The organism is Burkholderia singularis, from assembly GCF_900176645.1.
GTDB lineage: Bacteria > Pseudomonadota > Gammaproteobacteria > Burkholderiales > Burkholderiaceae > Burkholderia > Burkholderia singularis.
Genome location: NZ_FXAN01000025.1, coordinates 95,662 through 116,662, shown reverse-complemented (window position 1 = coordinate 116,662; position 21,001 = coordinate 95,662). Strand labels below are relative to the sequence as shown.

At 64.4% G+C, this 21,001-nt stretch carries 19 protein-coding genes; 16 read left to right on the top strand and 3 right to left on the bottom strand.

The genetic code is table 11. From position 1 onward, the window contains the following. Positions 1–400: 400 nt before the first annotated feature. From ppsA to BSIN_RS02505, 3 genes are all read left to right on the top strand, one after another. Complete coding sequence (gene ppsA, locus BSIN_RS02515) at positions 401–2,800, top strand: phosphoenolpyruvate synthase (protein ID WP_089339413.1); 2,400 nt, start codon at positions 401–403, stop codon at positions 2,798–2,800. A gap of 150 nt (positions 2,801–2,950) precedes the next feature. Continuing rightward, positions 2,951–3,385, top strand: coding sequence for an NfeD family protein (locus BSIN_RS02510; RefSeq protein WP_059513518.1), 435 nt, complete (start codon positions 2,951–2,953; stop codon positions 3,383–3,385). An 83-nt stretch (positions 3,386–3,468) separates the two neighbouring features. Next, positions 3,469–4,440 carry an SPFH domain-containing protein gene (locus tag BSIN_RS02505; RefSeq protein ID WP_089339412.1) on the top strand — a complete coding sequence of 324 codons (972 nt, stop codon included), beginning with the start codon at positions 3,469–3,471 and terminating at the stop codon, positions 4,438–4,440. A gap of 291 nt (positions 4,441–4,731) precedes the next feature. On the opposite strand, the gene smpB is transcribed toward BSIN_RS02505, so the two are convergent. Continuing rightward, on the bottom strand, positions 4,732–5,178 hold the full coding sequence (smpB, locus tag BSIN_RS02500) for an SsrA-binding protein SmpB (protein ID WP_059513515.1): 447 nt from the start codon (positions 5,176–5,178) through the stop codon (positions 4,732–4,734). A gap of 95 nt (positions 5,179–5,273) precedes the next feature. Between smpB and BSIN_RS02495 the strand changes: the two genes are divergently transcribed. Next, entirely contained in the window at positions 5,274–5,711 is a 438-nt protein-coding gene (locus tag BSIN_RS02495) for a type II toxin-antitoxin system RatA family toxin (protein WP_059513513.1), read from the top strand. Positions 5,712–5,716: 5 nt separating this feature from the next. Further along, positions 5,717–6,040: an RnfH family protein gene (locus BSIN_RS02490; protein WP_089339411.1), complete on the top strand. Its 324-nt coding sequence runs from the start codon at positions 5,717–5,719 to the stop codon at positions 6,038–6,040. Positions 6,041–6,229: 189 nt separating this feature from the next. Here BSIN_RS02490 and BSIN_RS02485 read toward each other — a convergent pair whose 3' ends face one another. Then, positions 6,230–7,216 carry a DMT family transporter gene (locus BSIN_RS02485; RefSeq protein WP_089339410.1) on the bottom strand — a complete coding sequence of 329 codons (987 nt, stop codon included), beginning with the start codon at positions 7,214–7,216 and terminating at the stop codon, positions 6,230–6,232. A gap of 271 nt (positions 7,217–7,487) precedes the next feature. Between BSIN_RS02485 and guaB the strand changes: the two genes are divergently transcribed. The 3 genes from guaB (at position 7,488) to guaA (ending at position 11,340) form a co-directional block, all read left to right on the top strand. Beyond that, positions 7,488–8,948 carry an IMP dehydrogenase gene (gene guaB / locus BSIN_RS02475; RefSeq protein ID WP_059513509.1) on the top strand — a complete coding sequence of 487 codons (1,461 nt, stop codon included), beginning with the start codon at positions 7,488–7,490 and terminating at the stop codon, positions 8,946–8,948. A 6-nt stretch (positions 8,949–8,954) separates the two neighbouring features. Then, the gene (locus tag BSIN_RS02470; protein WP_089339408.1) at positions 8,955–9,599 is read left to right on the top strand and encodes a hypothetical protein; all 645 of its coding nucleotides are present in this window, start codon (positions 8,955–8,957) and stop codon (positions 9,597–9,599) included. Between the two features lie 121 nt (positions 9,600–9,720). Continuing rightward, positions 9,721–11,340, top strand: coding sequence for a glutamine-hydrolyzing GMP synthase (gene guaA / locus BSIN_RS02465; RefSeq protein ID WP_089339407.1), 1,620 nt, complete (start codon positions 9,721–9,723; stop codon positions 11,338–11,340). A 335-nt stretch (positions 11,341–11,675) separates the two neighbouring features. Here guaA and BSIN_RS02460 read toward each other — a convergent pair whose 3' ends face one another. Then, on the bottom strand, positions 11,676–12,602 hold the full coding sequence (locus BSIN_RS02460; protein ID WP_089339406.1) for a LysR family transcriptional regulator: 927 nt from the start codon (positions 12,600–12,602) through the stop codon (positions 11,676–11,678). Between the two features lie 116 nt (positions 12,603–12,718). Here BSIN_RS02460 and BSIN_RS02455 point away from each other — a divergent pair, with 116 nt between their 5' ends. The 8 genes from BSIN_RS02455 to BSIN_RS02420 all read left to right on the top strand — a co-directional run bounded on the left by BSIN_RS02455 (position 12,719) and on the right by BSIN_RS02420 (position 20,788). Further along, the gene (locus BSIN_RS02455; RefSeq protein WP_059513501.1) at positions 12,719–13,912 is read left to right on the top strand and encodes a serine hydrolase domain-containing protein; all 1,194 of its coding nucleotides are present in this window, start codon (positions 12,719–12,721) and stop codon (positions 13,910–13,912) included. Then, positions 13,909–15,081, top strand: a complete 1,173-nt coding sequence (locus BSIN_RS02450; protein ID WP_089339405.1) for an MFS transporter — start codon at positions 13,909–13,911, stop codon at positions 15,079–15,081. The genes BSIN_RS02455 and BSIN_RS02450 overlap by 4 nt, the downstream gene beginning before the upstream one ends. 196 nt (positions 15,082–15,277) lie before the next feature. Next, entirely contained in the window at positions 15,278–15,679 is a 402-nt protein-coding gene (locus tag BSIN_RS02445; RefSeq protein ID WP_089339404.1) for a DnaJ family domain-containing protein, read from the top strand. 68 nt (positions 15,680–15,747) lie between these two features. Then, positions 15,748–16,296 (top strand): tRNA adenosine(34) deaminase TadA, encoded by a 549-nt coding sequence (gene tadA, locus BSIN_RS02440; RefSeq protein ID WP_089339403.1) that lies wholly within the window; start codon positions 15,748–15,750, stop codon positions 16,294–16,296. 55 nt (positions 16,297–16,351) lie between these two features. Next, a complete protein-coding gene (ldcA, locus tag BSIN_RS02435; RefSeq protein ID WP_089339402.1) occupies positions 16,352–17,293 on the top strand; it encodes a muramoyltetrapeptide carboxypeptidase in 942 nt (313 codons plus the stop codon). 319 nt (positions 17,294–17,612) lie between these two features. Further along, complete coding sequence (locus BSIN_RS02430) at positions 17,613–18,308, top strand: GntR family transcriptional regulator (protein ID WP_089339425.1); 696 nt, start codon at positions 17,613–17,615, stop codon at positions 18,306–18,308. Between the two features lie 154 nt (positions 18,309–18,462). Further along, a complete protein-coding gene (locus BSIN_RS02425) occupies positions 18,463–19,965 on the top strand; it encodes an NCS1 family nucleobase:cation symporter-1 (protein ID WP_089339401.1) in 1,503 nt (500 codons plus the stop codon). Positions 19,966–19,975: 10 nt separating this feature from the next. Then, the gene (locus BSIN_RS02420; RefSeq protein ID WP_256583534.1) at positions 19,976–20,788 is read left to right on the top strand and encodes an aspartate/glutamate racemase family protein; all 813 of its coding nucleotides are present in this window, start codon (positions 19,976–19,978) and stop codon (positions 20,786–20,788) included. Positions 20,789–21,001: the final 213 nt, after the last annotated feature.

The following is a 21,001-nucleotide window of genomic DNA, read 5'->3' as shown; positions in this document are numbered from 1 at the left end:
CGTGCCGCGGTCCCGCCGGCGTCGGTGCGGCAGGCGCCGCGCGCGGCCAAGCGGAAAACCCCGCGGGTTGGGGGGCGACACTGCGCGCTAGAGCACCAATGCGGGCCCCATGCGCCACATTGCGCAAACGGCACGGTAGAATACCGTCAACCTGTTGGATAAGCCCTTGCGGTCCGGCGCGCGGTTTGATGCCGCGTTCTGTTGAGAAATCCCGGCAAATTCGGCGATTTGTCTGCTTTTTCGCCTTTCTGCCGGGATTTTTTACAAATTCGTCCGGCGTCGTCCGGGCTACCGCGAAGGCTTATCCGACAGGTTGTGCAATGCGCGCCCGCTTTTTTGCAGGCAGGGCGCGTCCGAGCCCGTTTGCACGATCGAGCATTTTTTCCACTTAGGGGCTTGTATGACTAACGCAGCAAACGTCGCAAAGGATCAGGCGTATGTAATTCCGTTCGAGCAGTTGCGAATGACCGATGTCGAGATCGTCGGCGGCAAGAACGCGTCGCTTGGCGAGATGATCAGCCAATTGGCCGAGGCAGGCGTGCGCGTGCCCACCGGTTTCGCAACGACGGCGCTCGCGTTTCGCGATTTCCTCAAGCACAACAACCTGACCGAACGCATTGCGCAGCGTCTCGAGTCGCTCGATGTCGACGACGTGAAGGCGCTCGCCGAAGCGGGCGCGGAAATCCGCCAATGGATCGTCGATGCGCCGCTGCAGTCGCGTCTCGCAGATGAGATCCGTGCGCATTTCGAAACCCTGAAGAACAGCTCGCCGGGCGAATTGTCGTTTGCCGTGCGCTCGTCCGCGACGGCCGAGGATTTGCCGGACGCATCGTTCGCCGGGCAGCAGGAATCGTATCTGAACGTCGTCGGTATCGAAGACGTGCTCGATCGCATGAAGCACGTGTTCGCGTCGCTCTATAACGACCGCGCGATCTCGTACCGGGTGCATAAGGGCTTCACGCATGCCGAGGTTGCGTTGTCCGCCGGGGTGCAGCGCATGGTGCGCTCGGATGTCGGCGCGGCCGGCGTGATGTTTACGATCGATACCGAGTCCGGCTTCAAGGACGCCGTGTTCATCACGTCGAGCTACGGCCTGGGCGAGACGGTCGTGCAGGGGGCGGTGAACCCGGACGAGTTCTATGTGTTCAAGACCACGCTCGCGCAGGACAAATACCCGATCATTCGTCGCTCGATCGGCTCGAAGCTGATCAAGATGGAGTTTACGCAGCCGGGCGAGCCGGGCCGCGTGAAAACGGTCGATGTGCCGCATGAGCAGCGCAACCGCTACTCGATCACCGACGAGGACGTGATCGAACTCGCGAAGTACGCGGTGATCATCGAGAAGCACTATCAGCGTCCGATGGACATCGAGTGGGGCAAGGACGGCCGCGACGGCAAGATCTTCATTCTGCAGGCGCGTCCGGAAACGGTGAAGAGCCAGGCGAACGGCAAGGCCGAGCAGCGCTTCAAGCTGAAGGGCCAGTCGCAGGTGCTGGCGACGGGCCGCGCGATCGGCCAGAAGATCGGCGCGGGGCCGGTGCGCGTGATTCACGATCCGTCCGAGATGGAGCGCGTGCAGCCGGGCGACGTGCTCGTCGCCGATATGACCGATCCGAACTGGGAGCCGGTGATGAAGCGCGCGTCGGCGATCGTCACGAACCGCGGCGGGCGTACCTGCCATGCGGCGATCATCGCGCGCGAACTCGGCGTGCCGGCCGTCGTCGGTTGTGGAGATGCGACCGACGTGCTGAAGGATGGCGCGCTCGTCACGGTATCGTGCGCGGAAGGCGACGAAGGCAAGATTTACGATGGCCTGCTCGAGACCGAGGTGTCCGAGGTGCAGCGCGGCGAGTTGCCGGCGCTGCCCGTCAAGATCATGATGAACGTCGGCAATCCGCAGCTCGCCTTCGATTTCTCGCAGTTGCCGAACGCGGGCGTGGGCCTTGCGCGCCTCGAGTTCATCATCAACAACAACATCGGCGTGCATCCGAAGGCGATTCTCGAGTATCCGAACGTCGATGCCGATCTGAAAAAGGCGGTCGAGAGCGTCGCGCGCGGCCACGCGTCGCCGCGCGCGTTCTATGTCGACAAGCTGACGGAAGGCATCGCGACGATCGCCGCGGCGTTCTATCCGAAGCCCGTGATCGTGCGCCTGTCCGACTTCAAGTCGAACGAGTACAAGAAGCTGATCGGTGGCTCGCGCTATGAGCCGGACGAGGAAAATCCGATGCTCGGCTTCCGTGGCGCGTCGCGCTACGTCGCCGACGATTTCGCGCAGGCGTTCGAGATGGAATGCTTGGCGCTCAAGCGGGTGCGTGACGACATGGGGCTTGCGAACGTCGAAATCATGGTGCCGTTCGTGCGCACGGTGAAGCAGGCCGAGCGCGTCGTCGAACTGCTTGCGAAGTTCGGCCTGAAGCGGGGCGAAAACGGCCTGCGCCTGATCATGATGTGCGAGGTGCCGTCGAACGCGATTCTGGCCGAAGAGTTTCTGCAGCATTTCGACGGTTTTTCGATCGGCTCGAACGACCTCACGCAGCTCACGCTCGGCCTGGACCGTGACTCCGGCATGGAGCTGCTCGCCGTCGATTTCGACGAGCGCGATCCGGCCGTGAAATTCATGCTGAAGCGGGCAATCAGCACGTGCCGCAAGCTCGGCAAGTATGTCGGCATTTGCGGACAAGGGCCGTCCGATCACCCGGATTTCGCGAAATGGCTCGCCGAAGAAGGTATTGCGTCGATTTCGCTGAACCCGGACACGGTTATCGATACGTGGCAGGCGCTGGCGGCGAAACAGTAACGCGCAAACAGCCGAGCGAAATCATCGCGCCGTTTCGGTGGGCGCGATCGGATTTCCGTCGATTTGAAGGCTGTTTGTAAGTTTCATGCTATAAACACCCCGGTAATGTACCGGGGTGTTTTCATATGAGCCGCACTGGCAGGAGGAGCGATGGTGTTCGCGCACGGATGGTGGTGGATCGGTGTGGGCGTGTTCGCCGTTGCTGAATTGCTGACAGGCACGTTCTACCTGCTGATGATCGCGCTCGGCTTTCTCGCGGGCGCCATCGCGCATCTCGCGGGCGCGCCCGTGCAATGGCAGATCGCGGCCGCCGCGTTCGTCGCGCTCGCCGCCGTGTTCGCGCTCAGGCGCTCGGGGCTTGGCCGCCGGCAGCGGCGCGACGCATCGGCGAATCCCGACGTCAATATCGACATCGGCGCGACGCTTGTCGTCGAGCAATGGCGTGATCGGCGCGCGCGCGTCCAGTATCGCGGCGCGCAATGGGACGTGGTGCTCGCCGACGGCGAGCGCGACGACGCGCACCGCTACGAGGTGCGCGCGGTACGCGGCAACTGCCTGGTCGTCGCGGCAAAAGCGCCGGCCTGACGGCGGCGGGCGATTTCCGTCAGGCTCGCCCGCACCGGTTCACATTCCATCCCAATCCTATTCCAGCCAGGAGGACCAATTTCATGGATTCGCTGATTGTCTGGGTGGTGCTGCTCGTCATCGCATTCGTGATCGTGTCGCAGACCGTGAAGATCGTGCCGCAGCAGCATGCATGGGTGCTCGAGCGCTTCGGCCGCTATCACGCGACGCTGTCGCCGGGGTTGAACATCGTGCTGCCGTTCGTCGACCGGATTGCGTACCGGCACGTGCTCAAGGAAATTCCGCTCGATGTGCCGAGCCAGGTTTGCATCACGCGCGACAACACGCAGTTGCAGGTCGACGGCGTGCTGTATTTTCAGGTCACCGATCCGATGAAGGCATCGTATGGCTCGAGCAACTTCGTGCTGGCGATCACGCAGCTCGCGCAGACCACGCTGCGTTCGGTGATCGGCAAGCTCGAACTTGACAAAACGTTCGAGGAGCGCGATTTCATCAATCACAGCATCGTGTCCGCGCTCGACGAGGCGGCGTCAAACTGGGGCGTCAAGGTGCTGCGCTATGAGATCAAAGATTTGACGCCGCCGAAGGAAATCCTGCACGCGATGCAAGCGCAGATCACGGCGGAGCGCGAGAAGCGTGCGCTCGTCGCGGCATCGGAGGGGCGTCGGCAAGAGCAAATCAATCTTGCGTCGGGCGCGCGCGAGGCGGCGATCCAAAAATCCGAGGGCGAGCGGCAGGCGGCGATCAACCAGGCGCAGGGCCAGGCGGCGGCGATTCTGGCCGTGGCCGACGCGAACGCGCAGGCGATTCAGAAGATCGCGCAGGCGCTCCAGGCGCCGGGCGGGATGGACGCGGTGAATCTGAAAGTCGCTGAGCAGTATGTCGGCGCGTTCGGCAATCTCGCGAAGGCGGGCAATGCGCTGATCGTGCCGTCGAATCTGGCGGATCTGAGTTCGGCGATTGCGTCGGCGCTGACGATCGTGAGCCGCGGCGCGCCCGGCGAGGCGCCGGGGACGGTGAAGCCCGGCAGGGGCGGCCCGGATGGCACGGCTTGAGGCGGACGACGCTGCGCCGCCGGCGCGAGTATGCCTGCGGGATTGGCGTGTGAGCGGCGAGCTGCGGACAGCTTATGCCGGTCGATTCGGCATGGTCGGCGCGGCGTTGCCGGTCGGGACGGGCTGCGGGCGAAGGTAGTGAAAGCTCGCCGTCATGATTGTGCCGCCGGTATGCGGCAGTGCCGGGCGGCGTTGCTGGCGGCCGACGCAGCCAGGCAAGCCGGCCTGGCCTGAACGGGCGCCGCCGTCTTCTTCCGGTTTAACCCCACGGCTGCGGCAAAATGCCGCGGTTTAAGCTGCGGAGCGCAGGATGCGCGCCTTCTCGCGCTCCCAGTCGCGCTTCTTCTCGGCCTCGCGCTTATCGTGCAATTTCTTGCCTTTTGCGAGGCCGATCTCGCACTTCACGCGGCCGCCCTTGTAGTGGAAGTTCAGCGGCACGAGCGTATAGCCGCGCTGCTCGACCTTGCCGATCAGTTTCTTGATCTCGTCGCGGTGCAGCAGCAGCTTGCGGGTGCGCACCGGATCGGGCTTGATGTGCGTCGAGGCTTCGGGCAGCGGGCTGATGTGCGTGCCGATCAGGAAGATTTCCGCGTTCTTCACGACCACGTAGCCTTCCTTGATCTGTCCGCGCCCCGCGCGCAGTGCCTTGACCTCCCACCCTTCGAGCACGAGCCCCGCTTCATAGCGTTCTTCGATGTGGTAATCGAAGAACGCTTTTCTATTGTCGATGATGCTCATGAAGGGAAATGGCCAACTCGTCTAAAATTACGATTCTAGCAAAGCAAGCCGGCATTGGCCCGGCTTGCGCGTTTACCTTAGCGACGCCGCGATTTATGGCAGATGTTCAGAAAACCGTATTGATCCGCCATTCGGTGGAGCAGATGTTCGACCTCGTTACCGATGTCGCCGATTACCCGAACTTCCTGCCGTGGTGCGGCGGCGTCGAGATTCGCCGGAAGGATGAAACGGGGATGGAGGCGCGCATCGATATCAACTTCAAGGGCATCCGTCAGCATTTTGCGACCCGCAATACGCAGCAGCGGCCTACCCGCATCGACATGGAGTTCGCCGACGGCCCGTTTCGCAAGTTCACCGGTTACTGGCGCTTCACACCGCTGCGTGCGGACGCGTGCAAGATCGAGTTCGTGTTGCACTATGAATTTTCGAGCATCATCCTCGAGAAGCTCATCGGCCCGGTGTTTACGCACATCGCGAACACGTTCGTCGATTCGTTCGTGAAGCGCGCCGATCAGCGCTACGGCAAGGGGTGATCCGCATGCCGAAGGTTCAGGTCTGCTATGCGTTGCCCGAGCGGCAAACGCTCGTCACCGTCGATGTGCCCGCCGGAGCGAGTGTGCGCGACACGATCGAAGCAAGCGGCGTGCTCGCGCGGCACCCGGAAATCGATCTCGCGAAGCTGAAAACGGGCATCTTCGGCAAGCTCGCGCCGCTCGATGCGCCGGTTGCGCAAGGCGATCGCGTCGAGATTTACCGGCCGCTCATCGTCGATCCGAAGCTCGCGCGTCAGCGTCGTGTCGACAAGACGCGGCGGGAAGGCTCGATCGAGGGCCGCAAGTGGCTGCCGAAGGATTCGCGCTGAAGAAGGGATGCCGTTTCCTCCCGGAAATCAGGTTGGTTCGGGCAGCGTGATCCGGATCCGGTGACGCCTCTGCGGGCGCGTGCGGCGAACACGCTGCGCACATGGCCGTCGCGGCCGCCGGTAAAACGTGTGTGGCGCGCGATAGCGGAGCCGCCGCGCGCGGTTTTCCCGCACGGCGGCGCGGCTCGCTCAATGCGCGGGCAGATTCGCGTTCAGGCCCGGCTCGTTCGCGCGAGCGCCGCCGTGGCCGTCGCCGTGCCGGCGCACCGCACCATAGACGCCAGCAAGCAGGAGCGCGAGCGCCGCGATTTCGAGCGCGCGCGGCAGCCGGTGATCGTAGACGAAACCGTAGGCGAGCGCGAAGACGGTCTCGAACACGATCAACTGGCCGGACAGCGTAAGCGGCAGCCGCTTCGACGCGGCGTTCCAGAGCCCGTTGCCCAGCCACGACGCGCCGATCGCAAGCCCGAGATTGAGCAGCCAGAACAGCTGCCAGCGCCCGGCGGGCAGGGCTGCCTGCACGGCATCGACGCCGTTTGGCAGTGCCGCCACAGCAAGCCAGATCAGTATGCCGATCAGCCCCGTCACGACGCCCCACAGCACCGACCATTCGTTGCCGTTGAAGCGATGGTGACGCTGCAGGTAGCGCGTGTTCGCAACCGCGTACCAGGTCCAGCTTGCAAGCGCGCCGGTCGCGCAAGCGATGCCGGCGAGCTTGTGCGCGAGCGTCGTCGCGTGCGCGGCCTGCGACGTGAAGAGATCGACATTGATGCACGCGATACCCGCGATCACCAGCGCGAGCGGCGCGGCGAGGCGCTTGAGCGGCATCGCGCCGCCGTCGGACAGGCCCGCGAGCGTCACGGTGACGGGCAGCACCCCGACGATCAGCGAACTCGGCGCGATGCCGATCAGATGCACTGAGGCCGACAGCAGCATGTAGTATGCGACGTTGCCGACCAGCGCGAGCTTCGCGAGCGCGACGATATCGCCGCGCGTGAGCCGCGCAAGCAGCGAGCGTGCGGCGGGCAGCGCGGCCGCGAGCGACACCAGGCCGTACATCGCGTAGCGTCCGGCGCTCAACAGGAGCGGCGAGAAATCGGGCAACAGCCTCGGCACGAGGAACACCGTGCCCCACAAGGCTCCCGCCAATACGCCATAAGCCACGCCGCGCCGCATTCCAAGCTCTCCGAAAAAGGTGACGAGCGCGCATCTTATCCATGCGCGATGCGTGCGTCTTGTTCGATTCTGCATTCGCGGACCGACGCGCGCCGGCGCGACGTTTGACTCGCGCGCGGACTGCGAAAACGAAACCGGATCGAAAACGACTCGAAGCCGGAATCGAACGCGGCTCGCCGGCACGCATCGCGAAAACGCTAAGCCGTTGTTCGTGTTGTGAAAATCGGCCGGGCATCGCGTATAATTCGGTTTTGCGCCTATAGGATTTGCCATGCGTCTGATCCAAAAAGCACTCACGTTCGATGACGTGCTCCTCGTCCCGGCGTTCTCCGACGTTCTGCCGCGCGACACCAGCCTCAAGACTCAGCTGACCCGCAACATTTCCCTGAACATGCCGCTCGTGTCCGCCGCGATGGACACGGTCACCGAAGGTCGTCTGGCGATCGCGATGGCGCAGCAAGGCGGCGTCGGCATCGTTCACAAGAATCTGACGCCGCTCGAGCAGGCTCGCGAAGTCGCGAAGGTCAAGCGCTTTGAATCGGGCGTCGTGCGCGATCCGATCACGGTGCCGCCCGGCATGAAGGTGCGCGACGTGATCGCGCTGTCGCGCCAGCACGGCATTTCGGGGTTTCCGGTCGTCGAGGGCACGAAGCTCGTCGGCATCGTGACGAACCGCGACCTGCGTTTCGAAACCCGCCTCGATGAGCCGGTCAAGTCGATCATGACGCCGCGCGAGCGGCTCGTGACGGTCAAGGAGGGCACGCCGCTCGCCGACGCGAAGGCGCTGATGCACAGCCACCGCCTCGAGCGCGTGCTGGTCGTCAACGACGCGTTCGAACTGCGCGGCCTGATGACGGTCAAGGACATCACGAAGCAGACTGAGCACCCGGACGCGTGCAAGGACGAACACGGCAAGCTGCGCGTCGGCGCGGCGGTCGGCGTCGGCCCCGACAATGAAGAGCGCGTCGAGCTGCTCGTGCAGGCGGGCGTCGACGTGATCGTCGTCGATACCGCGCATGGTCACAGCAAAGGCGTGCTCGAGCGGGTGCGCTGGGTCAAGCAGAACTTCCCTGGAGTCGAGGTGATCGGCGGCAATATCGCCACCGCGGCGGCCGCGAAGGCGCTCGTCGAATATGGCGCGGACGCGGTGAAGGTCGGCATCGGCCCCGGCTCGATCTGCACGACGCGCATCGTCGCGGGCGTAGGCGTGCCGCAAATCAGCGCGATCGCGAACGTGTCCGATGCGCTGAAGGGCTCGGGCGTGCCGTGCATCGCCGACGGCGGCATCCGCTTCTCGGGCGACGTGTCGAAGGCGCTCGCCGCGGGCGCGAACGCGGTGATGATGGGCAGCATGTTCGCCGGCACCGAGGAGGCGCCGGGCGACGTGTTCCTGTACCAGGGCCGCCAGTACAAGTCGTATCGCGGCATGGGTTCCGTCGGCGCGATGAAGGACGGCGCGGCCGACCGCTACTTCCAGGACAATTCCGCGAATATCGACAAGCTCGTGCCGGAAGGCATCGAGGGCCGCGTCGCGTACAAGGGCTCGGTTAACGCGATCATCTTCCAGTTGATCGGCGGCGTGCGCGCGAGCATGGGCTACTGCGGCTGCAAGACGATTGCCGAGTTGCACGACAAGGCCGAGTTCGTTCAGATCACCGCGGCGGGCATGCGCGAATCGCATGTGCACGACGTGCAGATCACCAAGGAAGCGCCTAACTATCACGTGGACTGATCGCCGATGAAACCGTTGCTGCGCGCTGTTCTCGTCATCGATGCGTTGCTGTTCGCCGCGTTCGGCCTGCTGTTCGTGCTGACGCCGTGGAAAGCGTTGTACGACGCGCTGCAACTGGTCACCGTCGATCCCGCGATGCTCGGGCAGGCGTTTGGCATCGCGCTGCTCGGGTTGGCGTGGCTGTCCGCGCATGCGGCCTTCAATGGCGATTTGACCGCCGGCGTGGCGCGCGCGGTCGGCCATGTCGGTTGGCTGACGGGCGTTGTCATGCTCGTCTGGCTGCTGGCGCTGCGTTCGCCGCAGTTGTCGGCATTCGGACAGTTCGTATCGGTGGTGGCGGGCGTCGTGCTGCTCGCGCTCGGGCTCGGCGGCGTGCGGCTCGCAGCCGCGGTGCGGCGGCGCGAGAAGACGCAGGCGGCCGATGCGCGTGCGGCGCTCAAGCAGCCGGCTGAACCGGCTCCGGTTTCGTCGCGCGTGGGGCGTAGCGAGCCGAGTGTGTTGTCGCGCGAGAGCGCTGCAACCCAGACGCTTTCCGGAGCGCAGGCGGCGACACGCGCGGGCGCAGCCGATCCGGCATCGCCGGGCGCGGCGCAGGGCGCCGCCGATGCGAACGGCGACGGCGATGCGGCGCAGCCGCCGTCTCGACCGTGAGCGGGCGGCTTCGGCTAGTCCAGCCTGGCCGCGCGCCGCAGTCCGACTTCGACATTCGTTTTGATGCAGCGCCTCGGGCGCTGCTTTTCATATTTTCTAGTTCTTTTTCCAGTCCGCTGCCATGCACGACAAAATCCTGATTCTCGACTTCGGTTCGCAAGTCACTCAACTGATCGCGCGGCGCGTGCGCGAAGCGCATGTCTACTGTGAAATTCATCCGAATGACGTGTCCGACGAATTCGTGCGCGAGTTCGCGCCGAAGGGTGTGATCCTGTCGGGCAGCCATGCGAGCACATATGAGGATCAGCAACTGCGCGCGCCGCAGGCGGTGTGGGAACTGGGCGTACCCGTGCTCGGCATTTGCTACGGCATGCAGACGATGGCGGTGCAATTGGGCGGCAAGGTCGAGTGGAGCGATCATCGCGAATTCGGTTATGCGGAAATGCGCGCGCATGGCCACACGCGCCTGCTCGACGGCATCGAGGATTTCCGCACGGAGCAGGGCCACGGGATGCTGAAGGTGTGGATGAGCCACGGCGACAAGGTCACCGGGATGCCCGAGGGCTTCAAGCTGATGGCATCGACGCCGAGCTGCCCGGTCGCTGGCATGGCCGACGAGGCGCGCGGTTACTACGCGGTGCAATTCCACCCGGAAGTCACGCACACGGTGCAGGGCCGCAAGATACTCGAGCGCTTCGTGCTCGACATCGCAGGCGCGAAGCCCGACTGGATCATGCGCGACCACATCGACGAAGCGGTCGCACGGATTCGCGAGCAAGTCGGCGATGAGGAAGTGATTCTCGGCTTGTCGGGCGGCGTCGATTCGAGCGTTGCCGCGGCGCTGATTCATCGCGCGATCGGCGATCAGCTTACTTGCGTGTTCGTCGATCACGGCTTGCTGCGCCTGAATGAGGGCAAGATGGTGCTCGATATGTTCGAAGGGCGCTTGCATGCGAAGGTCGTGCACGTCGATGCATCCGAGCAGTTTCTCGGTCATCTCGCGGGCGTCGCCGATCCGGAGCAAAAGCGCAAGATCATCGGCCGCGAGTTCGTCGAAGTGTTCCAGGCCGAGGCGAAGAAGCTGTCCAACGCGAAGTGGCTCGCGCAAGGAACGATCTATCCGGACGTGATCGAATCGGGCGGCGCGAAGACAAAGAAGGCGACCACGATCAAGAGTCATCACAACGTCGGCGGCCTGCCCGAGACGCTCGGCCTCAAGCTGCTCGAGCCGCTGCGCGACCTGTTCAAGGACGAGGTGCGCGAACTCGGCGTTGCGCTCGGCTTGCCGCACGAGATGGTATATCGGCATCCGTTCCCGGGGCCGGGCCTGGGCGTGCGGATTCTCGGGGAGGTCAAGCGCGAGTATGCGGACTTGCTGCGCCGCGCGGACGCGATTTTCATCGAAGAACTGCGCGCGACGAAGGCGGCCGGGCAGGATGCCGCCGCGGGTCTGTGCACGCCGGAGCAGGTCGGCAAGAGTTGGTATGACCTGACGAGTCAGGCGTTTGCGGTGTTCTTGCCGGTGAAATCGGTCGGCGTAATGGGCGATGGCCGCACTTACGATTACGTGGCCGCGCTGCGCGCGGTGCAAACCACCGACTTCATGACCGCGCATTGGGCGCATCTGCCGTATGCGTTGCTTGGGCGAGTGTCGAACCGGGTCATCAACGAGGTGCGGGGGATCAATCGCGTTGTCTATGATGTGTCGGGGAAGCCGCCGGCGACGATCGAGTGGGAATGATCCGGCGTCCGGCACCGGCCGGCATCCGCTGGCGGTAAAACACACCTAGGCCCGTGATTTCGCGGGCTTTTTTGCATTTCTGCCAGGTAATGGCGGATGCCTTCCCGCACCCGCAAGCACGTTTTTCTTACGGCATGAGCGATGGCATGCCGACCGACACCAAGCCGCGCAACCTCCAGCCGAAGGACAAACTTTACGGGAGGCGCTTTAGACGATTCCGAAAGAGCGGATGAAGCGATGCAATCCTCACGCGGAGTGCAGCCGCGGCCCGCCGCGAACAGATGCCGCAGCGGTGTGTCGTGGAAAGTCGGGCGAGCACGCAGCCGCTCTATCGGCTAACTTGCGCGCCGGGGTTTTGTCTTCGGCTTGTCCAACGAAGCCGGAAATACCCGGGCGCACAGGAAATCGACAAAGGCCCGAACCTTCGGCGACGCATGCTTGCTGGCGGGCCAGAGCACATGGAATACGCCAGTGCGTTCCACGTAATCGGCCAGCACAGTACGCAGCCGTCCATCCGCCAAAGGTTCCTTGATCGAGAACTCCGGTAGATAGGCGATGCCCAAGCCCAGCAGCGCAAAGCACACGCGCGTCTCGATGTTGTTGCAGATCATCGAGGTTGGCAGCACCAGTTCAGGCTCGCCGGCCGCGCGGCGCAGCGCCCATGTCTCCAGCCTGCCGCTGTTGGGAACGCGATAGTGCAGGCAAGTGTGTCCGAGCAAATCCGCGGGTACTTGGGGCGTACCGCGCCGCGCCAGATAATCGGGCGACGCCACCAGCATCGAGCGGAAGGCGCCGAGCCTACGGGCGGACAGGCGCGAGTCGGTCGGATCGCCGGTTCTGACCACGGCATCGAAGCCTTCGTCGATCACATCCACCAGCCGGTCGGTGAAATCCAAATCCAATTCGATTTCAGGGTACTCGCGCATGAATTCGCCGAGCACGGGCAGCACGAGCGAGCTGACCAACGGCAGGCTGACTCGCAGGCGGCCGCGTGGCGCTGCGGTGGCTTGCGACAGTTCCAATTCCGCCGCTTCGATTTCGGCGAGGATGCGGCGGCTACGCTCCAGGAACAGCGCGCCTTCGGCCGTCAGCGTGACGCTGCGTGTACTGCGGTGAAACAGGCGTGTGCCCAGTTTCTCCTCCAGCCGCGCGACGCTCTTGCCGACGGCAGACGCCGACACCCCAAGCAGCCGGCCGGCAGCGACGAAACTGCGTGTTTCAGCCACCTGTACGAACACCACGAAGCCGTTGAGGCTGTCCATTTGGCACCTCGATTACGGACATAAATGTCCATTCAAACAGGAACTTTACCCTACTTTTTCTTTAATCGCGGGCCTTTTATCGTGGCGGGAATGTTCATCGATTAAAGAAATTTTCCATGGCAATTCCTGCACTTGCTCTGCGCCCAGGCGTCCCGCCGGCGAATTTGTCGGTCCGAATTCAGGACGCGGTCCAACAAGCACTGGATGAGCGTCGCTTGGTCGGCGCCGTGGTGCTCGTAGCCCGCCACGGCGAATTGATTCATCGCCACGCCGCTGGCTGGGCGGATCGTGAGAACGCATGGGCGATGCCCGTGGATGCGGTCTTTCGCTTGGCGTCGGTGAGCAAGCCGATCGTTTCGGCTGCGGCGCTGGTACTCGTGGCGCAAGGCCGGCTCGATCTCGATGACAGCATCGAGCGCTGGCTGCCCGAGTTCCGGCCGCGGCTGGCCGATGGCCGAGCGGCGCGAATCACGGCCCGGCAACTGCTGAGCCATACAGCCGGGCTGGGCTACCGCTTTTTAGAAGCCCGTGCGGATGGCCCATATGCGCGGGCCGGTGTGTCGGACGGCCTGGATGCGTCCGGCATCAGCTTGGAGGAAAACCTGCGCCGGATCGCCAGTGTCCCGCTGCTGTACGAGCCGGGTACTGCGTGGGGCTATTCGCTGGCAACGGACGTATTGGGTGCGTTGATTGAGCGGGTGCATGGCGAGCCGCTTGATGCGGCGGTGCGCCAACTCGTGACAGGCCCGCTGGGTATGAAGGACACCGGCTTTGCCGTGCCCGATGCGCGGCGCGTGGCGGCCGCCTATGTAAATGGCGCGCCGCAGCCGCATCGTCTGGCGGAGGGGGAGACCGTTTCTCCGTTCGACGGCGCAGTCGGCATCCGCTATAGCCCTGCGCGCATTTTCGACCCGCGCGCATTTCCTTCGGGGGGCGCGGGCATGGCTGGAACCGCTGACGATTTCTTGCGGCTGCTGGAAGCGTTGCGCCAAGGCTCCGGTGTGCTCCTGCCCGACGAGCTGATCGCGGAGATGGCGCGAGATCAGACCGGCGGCCGGGAACTGCCTGATGCGCCGGGTTTCGGTTTCGGACTGGGGTTCTCGGTGCTGCGCGACCAGACGTTGGCCGATTCGCCTGAATCGGAGGGCACTTGGCGCTGGGGCGGCGCCTACGGCCATTCGTGGTTCGTGGATCGGGCGCAGGGGCTCAGTGTCGTCGCACTCACCAACACGCTGTACGAAGGCATGTCGGGGCGCTTCGTCATTGAACTGCGCGATGCGGTTTATGGCGCGTTGGGGACAGTGCGATGACCGGGTCACAGCAAGCCCGTTTTCCGCTCGCATCACTGCTGGTCCTGGCGTTGGCCGGTTTCGTCACGATCCTGACTGAAGCGTTGCCTGCGGGCCTGCTGCCCCAGATCAGCACCGGCCTGGGCATTTCCGATGCGCTGGCCGGGCAGGTCGTGACGCTCTATGCCATCGGCTCGCTGCTGGCGGCGATTCCGCTGACCGTCGCGACGCAGCGCGCGCGGCGGCGCCCGCTGCTGCTGGCGGCTATTGCGGGCTTCGTCGTCGCCAATACCGTCACGGCGTTTTCCGGCAGTTATGCCGTGACGATGGTGGCGCGCTTTGTGGCGGGTGTGTCGGCTGGGCTGCTTTGGGCGCTGCTGGCTGGCTATGCCGCGCGCATGGTGCCCGAGCATCAGAAGGGCCGGGCCATCGCCGTGGCGATGGTGGGCACGCCATTGGCCCTGTCGCTGGGCGTGCCGGCAGGGACCTTTCTCGGCAAGCTGGTGGGCTGGCGGGTGTGTTTCGGCATTATGAGCGGGCTGGCGCTGCTGCTCATGGCAGGCGTGCGCGCCAAGGTGCCGGACTTCGCGGGGCAGGCGCCGGGCAAGCGGCTGTCGCTGAGCCACGTATTCACCGTGGCCGGCGTGCGCCCGGTGCTGTTTGTGGTGTTGGCCTTCGTGCTGGCGCACAACATTCTCTATACCTACATTGCGCCGTTTCTCGCGAAGGCAGGCATGGCAGAACGGACGGACTTAGTGCTGCTGGTGTTTGGTGTCACGTCGCTGCTGGGTATCTGGATCATCGGCGTGCTGATCGACCGCCATCTGCGTGCGCTGACGCTCGCCAGCACGGTGTTGTTCGGCTTGGCTGCGTTGGCGCTCGGCGTGGCGGGCAATGCGCCTGTCGTGGTGTACGCGGCGGTGGCCGCTTGGGGGTTGGCCTTTGGCGGCACGGCGACGCTGTTTCAGACGGCCATCGCGATCACGGCCGGGGAGGGGGCCGATGTGGCGCAGTCGATGCTGGTCACAACCTGGAATCTGGCGATCGCGGCAGGCGGCAGCATCGGCGGCGTGCTGCTGGATCGTCTCGGCGTTGCCGCGTTTTCTCCGACACTGCTTGTACTGCTGGCCGCAACGCTGGTCGTCGTGTGGGCTGCCAAGCATCACGGCTTTCCGGCAGCGAGGCAGTGAGACGCGTAATCCGGCAGATATGCCGCGCCGGTTCGGACAGTGGAGAGAGCGGGTATTGGCGGCGGCTGCGCCAAGCGGTAGCAAGAACAGCGCCTTTTTTTGCATTGCGGTCCAAATGTCGAACATTTGCTCGGTCGGGCTGGACCTTGGCGCGGCGCCTGTTAAAATCCGCATGCCGCATTGTTTTGAATCCCTGATGAAACTGCTTGACGCTCTAGTCGAACAACGTATCGCCGCCGCCGTCGCGCGGGGGGCGTTCGACGGCTTGCCGGGATCCGGCCTGCCCATGGAACTGGATGACGATCTGCTCGTGCCGGAAGAGGTGCGTGTCGCGAACCGGATCCTGAAGAACGCGGGCTTTGTGCCGCCCGCGGTCGAGCAATTGCGCGCGCTGCGCAACCTGCAGGACGAACTGCGCGCGGTCAGCGACCGTGCTACGCGGTGCCGGCTGCAGGCGAAAATGCTTGCCCTCGATATGGCACTGGAATCGCTGCGCGGCGGCCCGATGGTCGTGCCGCGCGAATATTGCCGCCGCATCGCCGAGCGTCTGTCCGAGCGCGTGCTGGACGAAGCGCCTAGCGAAGCGGGGCCGATGTGAAGTCTGACGGTGTGCCCGCACCCGATATCTTGTCCGCTTTATCCGATTGCACGGCGCGGCCAGCGCCGATGCCGCCGTCGCCGGCTGGCGACGAGCGCGATCGCCGCTACATGCGGCTTGCGCTCGACGCCGCCGCGCAGGCGCGCGCCGCCGGCGAAGTGCCGGTCGGCGCGGTGCTCGTGCGCGGCGACGACGTGATCGCGCGCGGCTTCAATCATCCGATCGGCGGTCACGATCCGTCCGCGCATGCCGAGATGGCTGCGTTGCGCGCGGGCGCGCAGGCGCTGCGCAATTACCGGATGCCGGGCTGCGAACTGTACGTGACGCTCGAGCCGTGTTTGATGTGTGCGGGCGCGATCATGCATGCGCGAATCGCGCGCGTCGTTTATGGTGCGCCCGATCCGAAGACGGGGGCGTGCGGCAGCGTCGTCGATGCGTTTGCCGATACCCGGCTGAACCATCACACGACGGTCGTAGGGGGCGTGCTTGCCGACGAGTGCGGCGCGGCGCTCAAATCCTTCTTCGCCGAACGTCGGCACGCGATGCGCGAGGCGCGCCGTGCGCGGGCCGTGTCCGATGCGTGCGGTATGCCCGCTGCGCCGCCGCGCGACGACTGAACCCCGCTGCGCGGCGTGTCTCTAAATCTGTCTGATCCATTCTTTCCGCGATTTCATGACTTCCACGTTCCGCACGCCGCGCACGATCCGCCTGCTTGCTCCATCCGGTTATCCGCATGATCCGGCGGCGATCGGCCGCGCGCTCGAACGCCTGAGCGCCGAGCGGCACAGCATCGAGAATCTCGACGCGACGCAGCGCCGTTATCAGCGTTTCGGCGGCACCGACGGCGAGCGCGCGGGCGATCTGAACCGCCTCGCCGATCCGTCGGCGCCGCTGCCCGACATCGGTCTCGCGGTGCGCGGTGGCTACGGTGCCGTGCGCATCCTGCATGGGCTCGACTATCGCGGCCTCGAGCGCCGGTTGCGCGATCGGCCGGTCGCGCTCGTCGGCCATAGCGACTTCACCGCGATCCAGCTCGCGCTGTATGCGAAAGCGCATATCAAGACGTTTGGCGGCCCGATGCTGTCCGCCGATTTCGGCGCGGAAACGCCGAGCGAATTCACGATGACGAATTTCTGGCGAACGCTTTCGCAGCCGTCGACCACGATCGTGTCGGACGCGCCACAGGTACAGCGTGTGAGCGCGACCGGCACGCTCTGGGGCGGCAATCTTGCCATCCTGGTGTCGCTGATCGGCACGCCTTACATGCCGTCGATCGAGGGCGGAATTCTGTTCATCGAAGACGTCAACGAACAGCCGTTCCGGATCGAACGAATGATCTATCAGCTGCATCTGTCCGGCATTCTCGCGCGTCAGCAGGCGCTCGTGCTCGGCCAGTTCACCGGTGCGCGCTCGTTCGAGTACGACAATGGTTACGACATGCAGGCGATGATCGAGCAGGTGAGGGAAGTGGTGGGTATTCCGGTCGTCACGGGGTTACAGTTCGGGCACGTGCCGGATTTGCTGACATTGCCGTTCGGCGCGCATGCGCAACTCGTCGCGAATGAGCATGGTTTCAGGCTGACGATGTCGGACTACCCAAGTCTGGCCGCGTGACGGATGGGAGACGGCAACACGGAAAAAGCGGGCAACCGTTTTTTTTCTATGCCTAAAATGCAACTAACGGTCTAATTTCCGATAATCGGCCAATCGGCTATGCACAGTTTCGATGCGGAATTGTCAACAAAAAATCGAGCTGGATGTAGTTGAAAAATCAAGGTAAAGCGCGCGGACGGTCATGAAAAATAGAGGATAAAGGTGCACGTGCACGCTGAAGGGGCAAATGAAATCTCCCAAGTTGTGCAAAATTTTCCAATTGAATTGTTGACAATATTTATGTCCAACCTACGATGCTAACCAGAACGAGATGCGAACCATGACGAAGAAGGACGCGGCTCAAGCGAACGCGAGCCCTGAGTCGATCGCCGAGCGGGTGCGCACGGCGATCCTCGAGCATCGGCTCGCGCCTGGCGCGAAGCTGACCGAAGCGCAGTTGTGCGAAGTATTTGGCGTGAAGCGCGGCACGATTCGGCAGGCGCTCGCGTTGCTGGCCACTGACCGGCTCGTCGATCTCGAGCCGAATCGCGGTGCGTTCGTCGCGAGCCCGACGTTGCAGGACGTGCACGAGGTGTTCGAAATGCGGCGGATCATCGAGCTTGCGGTGATGGAGCGGCTTGCGAGCGGACCCGGCGCGAAGCGTCTGAAAGGCGTCGCGGCGATGATCGACCAGGAGCGCGATGCGTTCGAGCGGCGCGATTTCCCGGCATGGGTCAGGCTCTCCGGCGAGTTCCATACCGCGCTTGCCGCGCTGACGGGCAACACCGTGCTTGCCGATTGCCTGAACGGACTCGTGGCGCGTTCGACGCTGATGTCGGCGCTCTACGAATCACACGGGCGCAGCCCGTGTTCGTTCGACGATCACACGCAGATTCTCGCCGCGCTCGAGGCGGGCGATGCGAAGCGCGCGACCGAACTGATGGCGCGCCATCTGCAGCATGTCGAATTGAAGATGCTCGATCGACCCGCGTCAGGCGCGGTCGATCTGCGCGAGGTGTTCGGCGACGCGGGCTGATGCCCGTTCGCACACCGAAGCGCTCACTGAACTGACCGAATGCCGGGCGGGCGTCCAAGCACGGCTGCTCGTCAGCCCGGTGCCGGGCGGTTGCGCCCGGGCCGCGATTTCAACGACAGCCGCGCGGCCCGGCCGCGGCAGGCAAGGAGATGTCATGGTTCAGTTCAGTGTTGCGCAGCAGCGCGTGTCGCCCGGTTCGCATGATGGATTTGACGAGAGCAGCGCCGGCAAAGCGGGTGATGGCGCATTGCCCGCCGGCTACAGCAATCGTCTGTATAACGAAGATCTCGCGCCGCTCGCGAACCAGCGTTGGGGTGCTTACAACATCTTCGCGTTCTGGATGTCCGACGTGCACAGCGTCGGCGGTTATGTGTTTGCCGGCAGCCTTTTCGCACTCGGCCTGACGAGTTGGCAGGTGCTCGTCGCGCTGATTGTCGGGATCGGCATCGTCAATCTGCTGTGCAATTTGATCGCGAAGCCGAGCCAGCAACTCGGCGTGCCGTATCCGGTGGCCTGCCGCGCGACGTTCGGCGTGCTCGGAGCGAACGTGCCCGCGGTGATTCGCGGGCTGATCGCGGTCGCATGGTATGGCATCCAAACTTATCTCGCGTCGAGCGCACTCGTGATCGTCGTGCTCAAGTTCTTTCCGCAATGGATGCCCTATGCGGATGTACACCGTTACGGTTGGCTCGGCCTGTCGGCGCTCGGCTGGGCTGGCTTCATGCTGCTGTGGGGGCTGCAGGCGGTGGTGTTCTGGAACGGAATGGAGACGATCAAGAAATTCATCGATTTCGCCGGCCCCGCAGTGTACGTCGTGATGTTCGTCCTCGCCGGTTACATGGTGTGGCGCGCGGGCTGGCGCCACATCGGTCTTAACCTCGGCGGCGTCAAGTATCGCGGCGTCGATGCGCTGCCGGTGATGGTGACCGCGATCTCGCTCGTCGTGTCGTATTTTTCCGGGCCCATGCTCAATTTCGGCGATTTCTCCCGCTACTGCGCGAGTTATGCCAGTGTGAAGCGCGGCAACTTCTGGGGGCTGCCTGTCAATTTCATCGCGTTCTCGCTCGTGACCGTGATCACGACGGCCGCGACGCTGCCGGTGTTCGGACAACTGATTACCGATCCGGTCGAGACGGTGGGCCGTATCGATCATCCGACGGCGGTGATACTTGGCGCGCTGACCTTTACGATCGCGACGATCGGCATCAATATCGTCGCGAACTTCGTGTCGCCCGCGTTCGATTTCTCGAACGTTGCGCCGCGCCTGATCAGCTGGCGCACGGGGGGGATGCTCGCGGCCGTTGCGTCGGTGTTCATCACGCCGTGGAATCTCTTTAACAATCCGGCCGTGATCCATTACACGCTCGACGTGCTCGGCGGCTTTATCGGCCCGCTGTATGGCGTGCTGATCGCGGATTTCTATCTGGTCAAGCGCGGTGCGTTGCGACGCGACGATCTATACACGATGTCGGCGCACGGTGCGTACTGGTATCGCAACGGGGTGAACCGGCGCGCGATCGCGGCACTGATTCCCGCTGCCGTGATTGCCGTCGCGTGCGTGGTCGAACCGGTCTTCGCGGGGCTCGCGAATTTTTCATGGTTCGTCGGCGCGACACTGGCCGGTGCGTTTTATCTGACGCTTGCCAAAAAGACGTAATGGAGTCCTCATGAAAATCAAGCTCATCAATCCGAACACGACACAGCGGATGACCGATGCGATGGGCCGTTGCGCGCGCGAAGTCGCCTCGGCGGGCACGACGGTCGTGGCGGTGAGCCCGCCGATGGGGCCGCCCTCGATCGAATGCCATTACGACGAGGCGCTCGCGGTGCCGGGGCTGCTCGCCGAGGTGGAAGCGGGCGAGCGTGACGGTTTCGATGGCTACGTGATCGCGTGTTTCGGCGATCCGGGCCTTTATGCGGCGCGCGAACTCGCACGCGGGCCGGTGATCGGCATCGCGGAGGCGGCAATGCATGCGGCGAGCGTGCTCGCGCCGGGCTTCTCGGTCGTCACGACGCTTGCGCGCACCTGCGCGATCGCGTGGCACCTGGCCGAGCGCTACGGTATGAGGCGCTTTTGCCGCAATGTGCGCGCGACCGACGTGGCGGTGCTCGATCTCGACAAGCCCGGTTCGGCCGCGCGGCGGGTGATCATCGACGAATGCAGGCGCGCGCTCGACGAGGATGGCGCGGAGGCGATCGTGCTCGGCTGCGCGGGGATGGCGGAGTTTGCGCGCGAAATCGAGCACGCGATTGGCGCGCCGGTCGTCGAAGGCGTGACGGCGGCGGTCAAATGGGCAGAAGCGCTGGTTTCGCTCAAGCTCGCGACCGCCAAGCGCGGCGACTATGCGCGCCCGCTCGCGAAACGCTACGATGGCGAATTCGCGCGCTTCAGCCCTGTTGCCGCGCCCGCCGGCGAGCGCGATGCGTGCGCGGCGAATGCCGGGACGATCTCCGGCGCGGCGGCGCTCGATACGGCGTGATATCCGGCGACGGCGCGCCCGGCGTGCCGGTTTCGTTGCGCGGCCGGCCCGGGGTGCGAGGCTGGCCGGTGCGCCGGCGTTGAGCCTGGCGGCAGCGTCCGATGCGGCATGCTTGCCGGCGTGGTTGGCCGATCGATCCGCCGACGCAGGCCGATCACGCCGGCCGATATCGTCCCGGCGCAACGCGGTTGCGCTTGCCCAAGCGTTGCGCCG

What these genes read in the sequence shown, in the direction of transcription:
- BSIN_RS02460 (WP_089339406.1), bottom strand. Translation starts at nt 12,602, where the DNA reads ATGGACAGCCTCAACGGCTTCGTGGTGTTCGTACAGGTGGCTGAAACA.
- BSIN_RS02490 (WP_089339411.1), top strand. Translation starts at nt 5,717, where the DNA reads ATGCCGAAGGTTCAGGTCTGCTATGCGTTGCCCGAGCGGCAAACGCTC.
- guaB (WP_059513509.1), top strand. Translation starts at nt 7,488, where the DNA reads ATGCGTCTGATCCAAAAAGCACTCACGTTCGATGACGTGCTCCTCGTC.
- BSIN_RS02485 (WP_089339410.1), bottom strand. Translation starts at nt 7,216, where the DNA reads ATGCGGCGCGGCGTGGCTTATGGCGTATTGGCGGGAGCCTTGTGGGGC.
- BSIN_RS02425 (WP_089339401.1), top strand. Translation starts at nt 18,463, where the DNA reads ATGGTTCAGTTCAGTGTTGCGCAGCAGCGCGTGTCGCCCGGTTCGCAT.
- smpB (WP_059513515.1), bottom strand. Translation starts at nt 5,178, where the DNA reads ATGAGCATCATCGACAATAGAAAAGCGTTCTTCGATTACCACATCGAA.
- BSIN_RS02510 (WP_059513518.1), top strand. Translation starts at nt 2,951, where the DNA reads ATGGTGTTCGCGCACGGATGGTGGTGGATCGGTGTGGGCGTGTTCGCC.
- tadA (WP_089339403.1), top strand. Translation starts at nt 15,748, where the DNA reads ATGCCGCCGTCGCCGGCTGGCGACGAGCGCGATCGCCGCTACATGCGG.
- BSIN_RS02505 (WP_089339412.1), top strand. Translation starts at nt 3,469, where the DNA reads ATGGATTCGCTGATTGTCTGGGTGGTGCTGCTCGTCATCGCATTCGTG.
- BSIN_RS02420 (WP_256583534.1), top strand. Translation starts at nt 19,976, where the DNA reads ATGAAAATCAAGCTCATCAATCCGAACACGACACAGCGGATGACCGAT.
- BSIN_RS02495 (WP_059513513.1), top strand. Translation starts at nt 5,274, where the DNA reads ATGGCAGATGTTCAGAAAACCGTATTGATCCGCCATTCGGTGGAGCAG.
- BSIN_RS02450 (WP_089339405.1), top strand. Translation starts at nt 13,909, where the DNA reads ATGACCGGGTCACAGCAAGCCCGTTTTCCGCTCGCATCACTGCTGGTC.
- ppsA (WP_089339413.1), top strand. Translation starts at nt 401, where the DNA reads ATGACTAACGCAGCAAACGTCGCAAAGGATCAGGCGTATGTAATTCCG.
- ldcA (WP_089339402.1), top strand. Translation starts at nt 16,352, where the DNA reads ATGACTTCCACGTTCCGCACGCCGCGCACGATCCGCCTGCTTGCTCCA.
- BSIN_RS02470 (WP_089339408.1), top strand. Translation starts at nt 8,955, where the DNA reads ATGAAACCGTTGCTGCGCGCTGTTCTCGTCATCGATGCGTTGCTGTTC.
- guaA (WP_089339407.1), top strand. Translation starts at nt 9,721, where the DNA reads ATGCACGACAAAATCCTGATTCTCGACTTCGGTTCGCAAGTCACTCAA.
- BSIN_RS02430 (WP_089339425.1), top strand. Translation starts at nt 17,613, where the DNA reads ATGACGAAGAAGGACGCGGCTCAAGCGAACGCGAGCCCTGAGTCGATC.
- BSIN_RS02445 (WP_089339404.1), top strand. Translation starts at nt 15,278, where the DNA reads ATGAAACTGCTTGACGCTCTAGTCGAACAACGTATCGCCGCCGCCGTC.
- BSIN_RS02455 (WP_059513501.1), top strand. Translation starts at nt 12,719, where the DNA reads ATGGCAATTCCTGCACTTGCTCTGCGCCCAGGCGTCCCGCCGGCGAAT.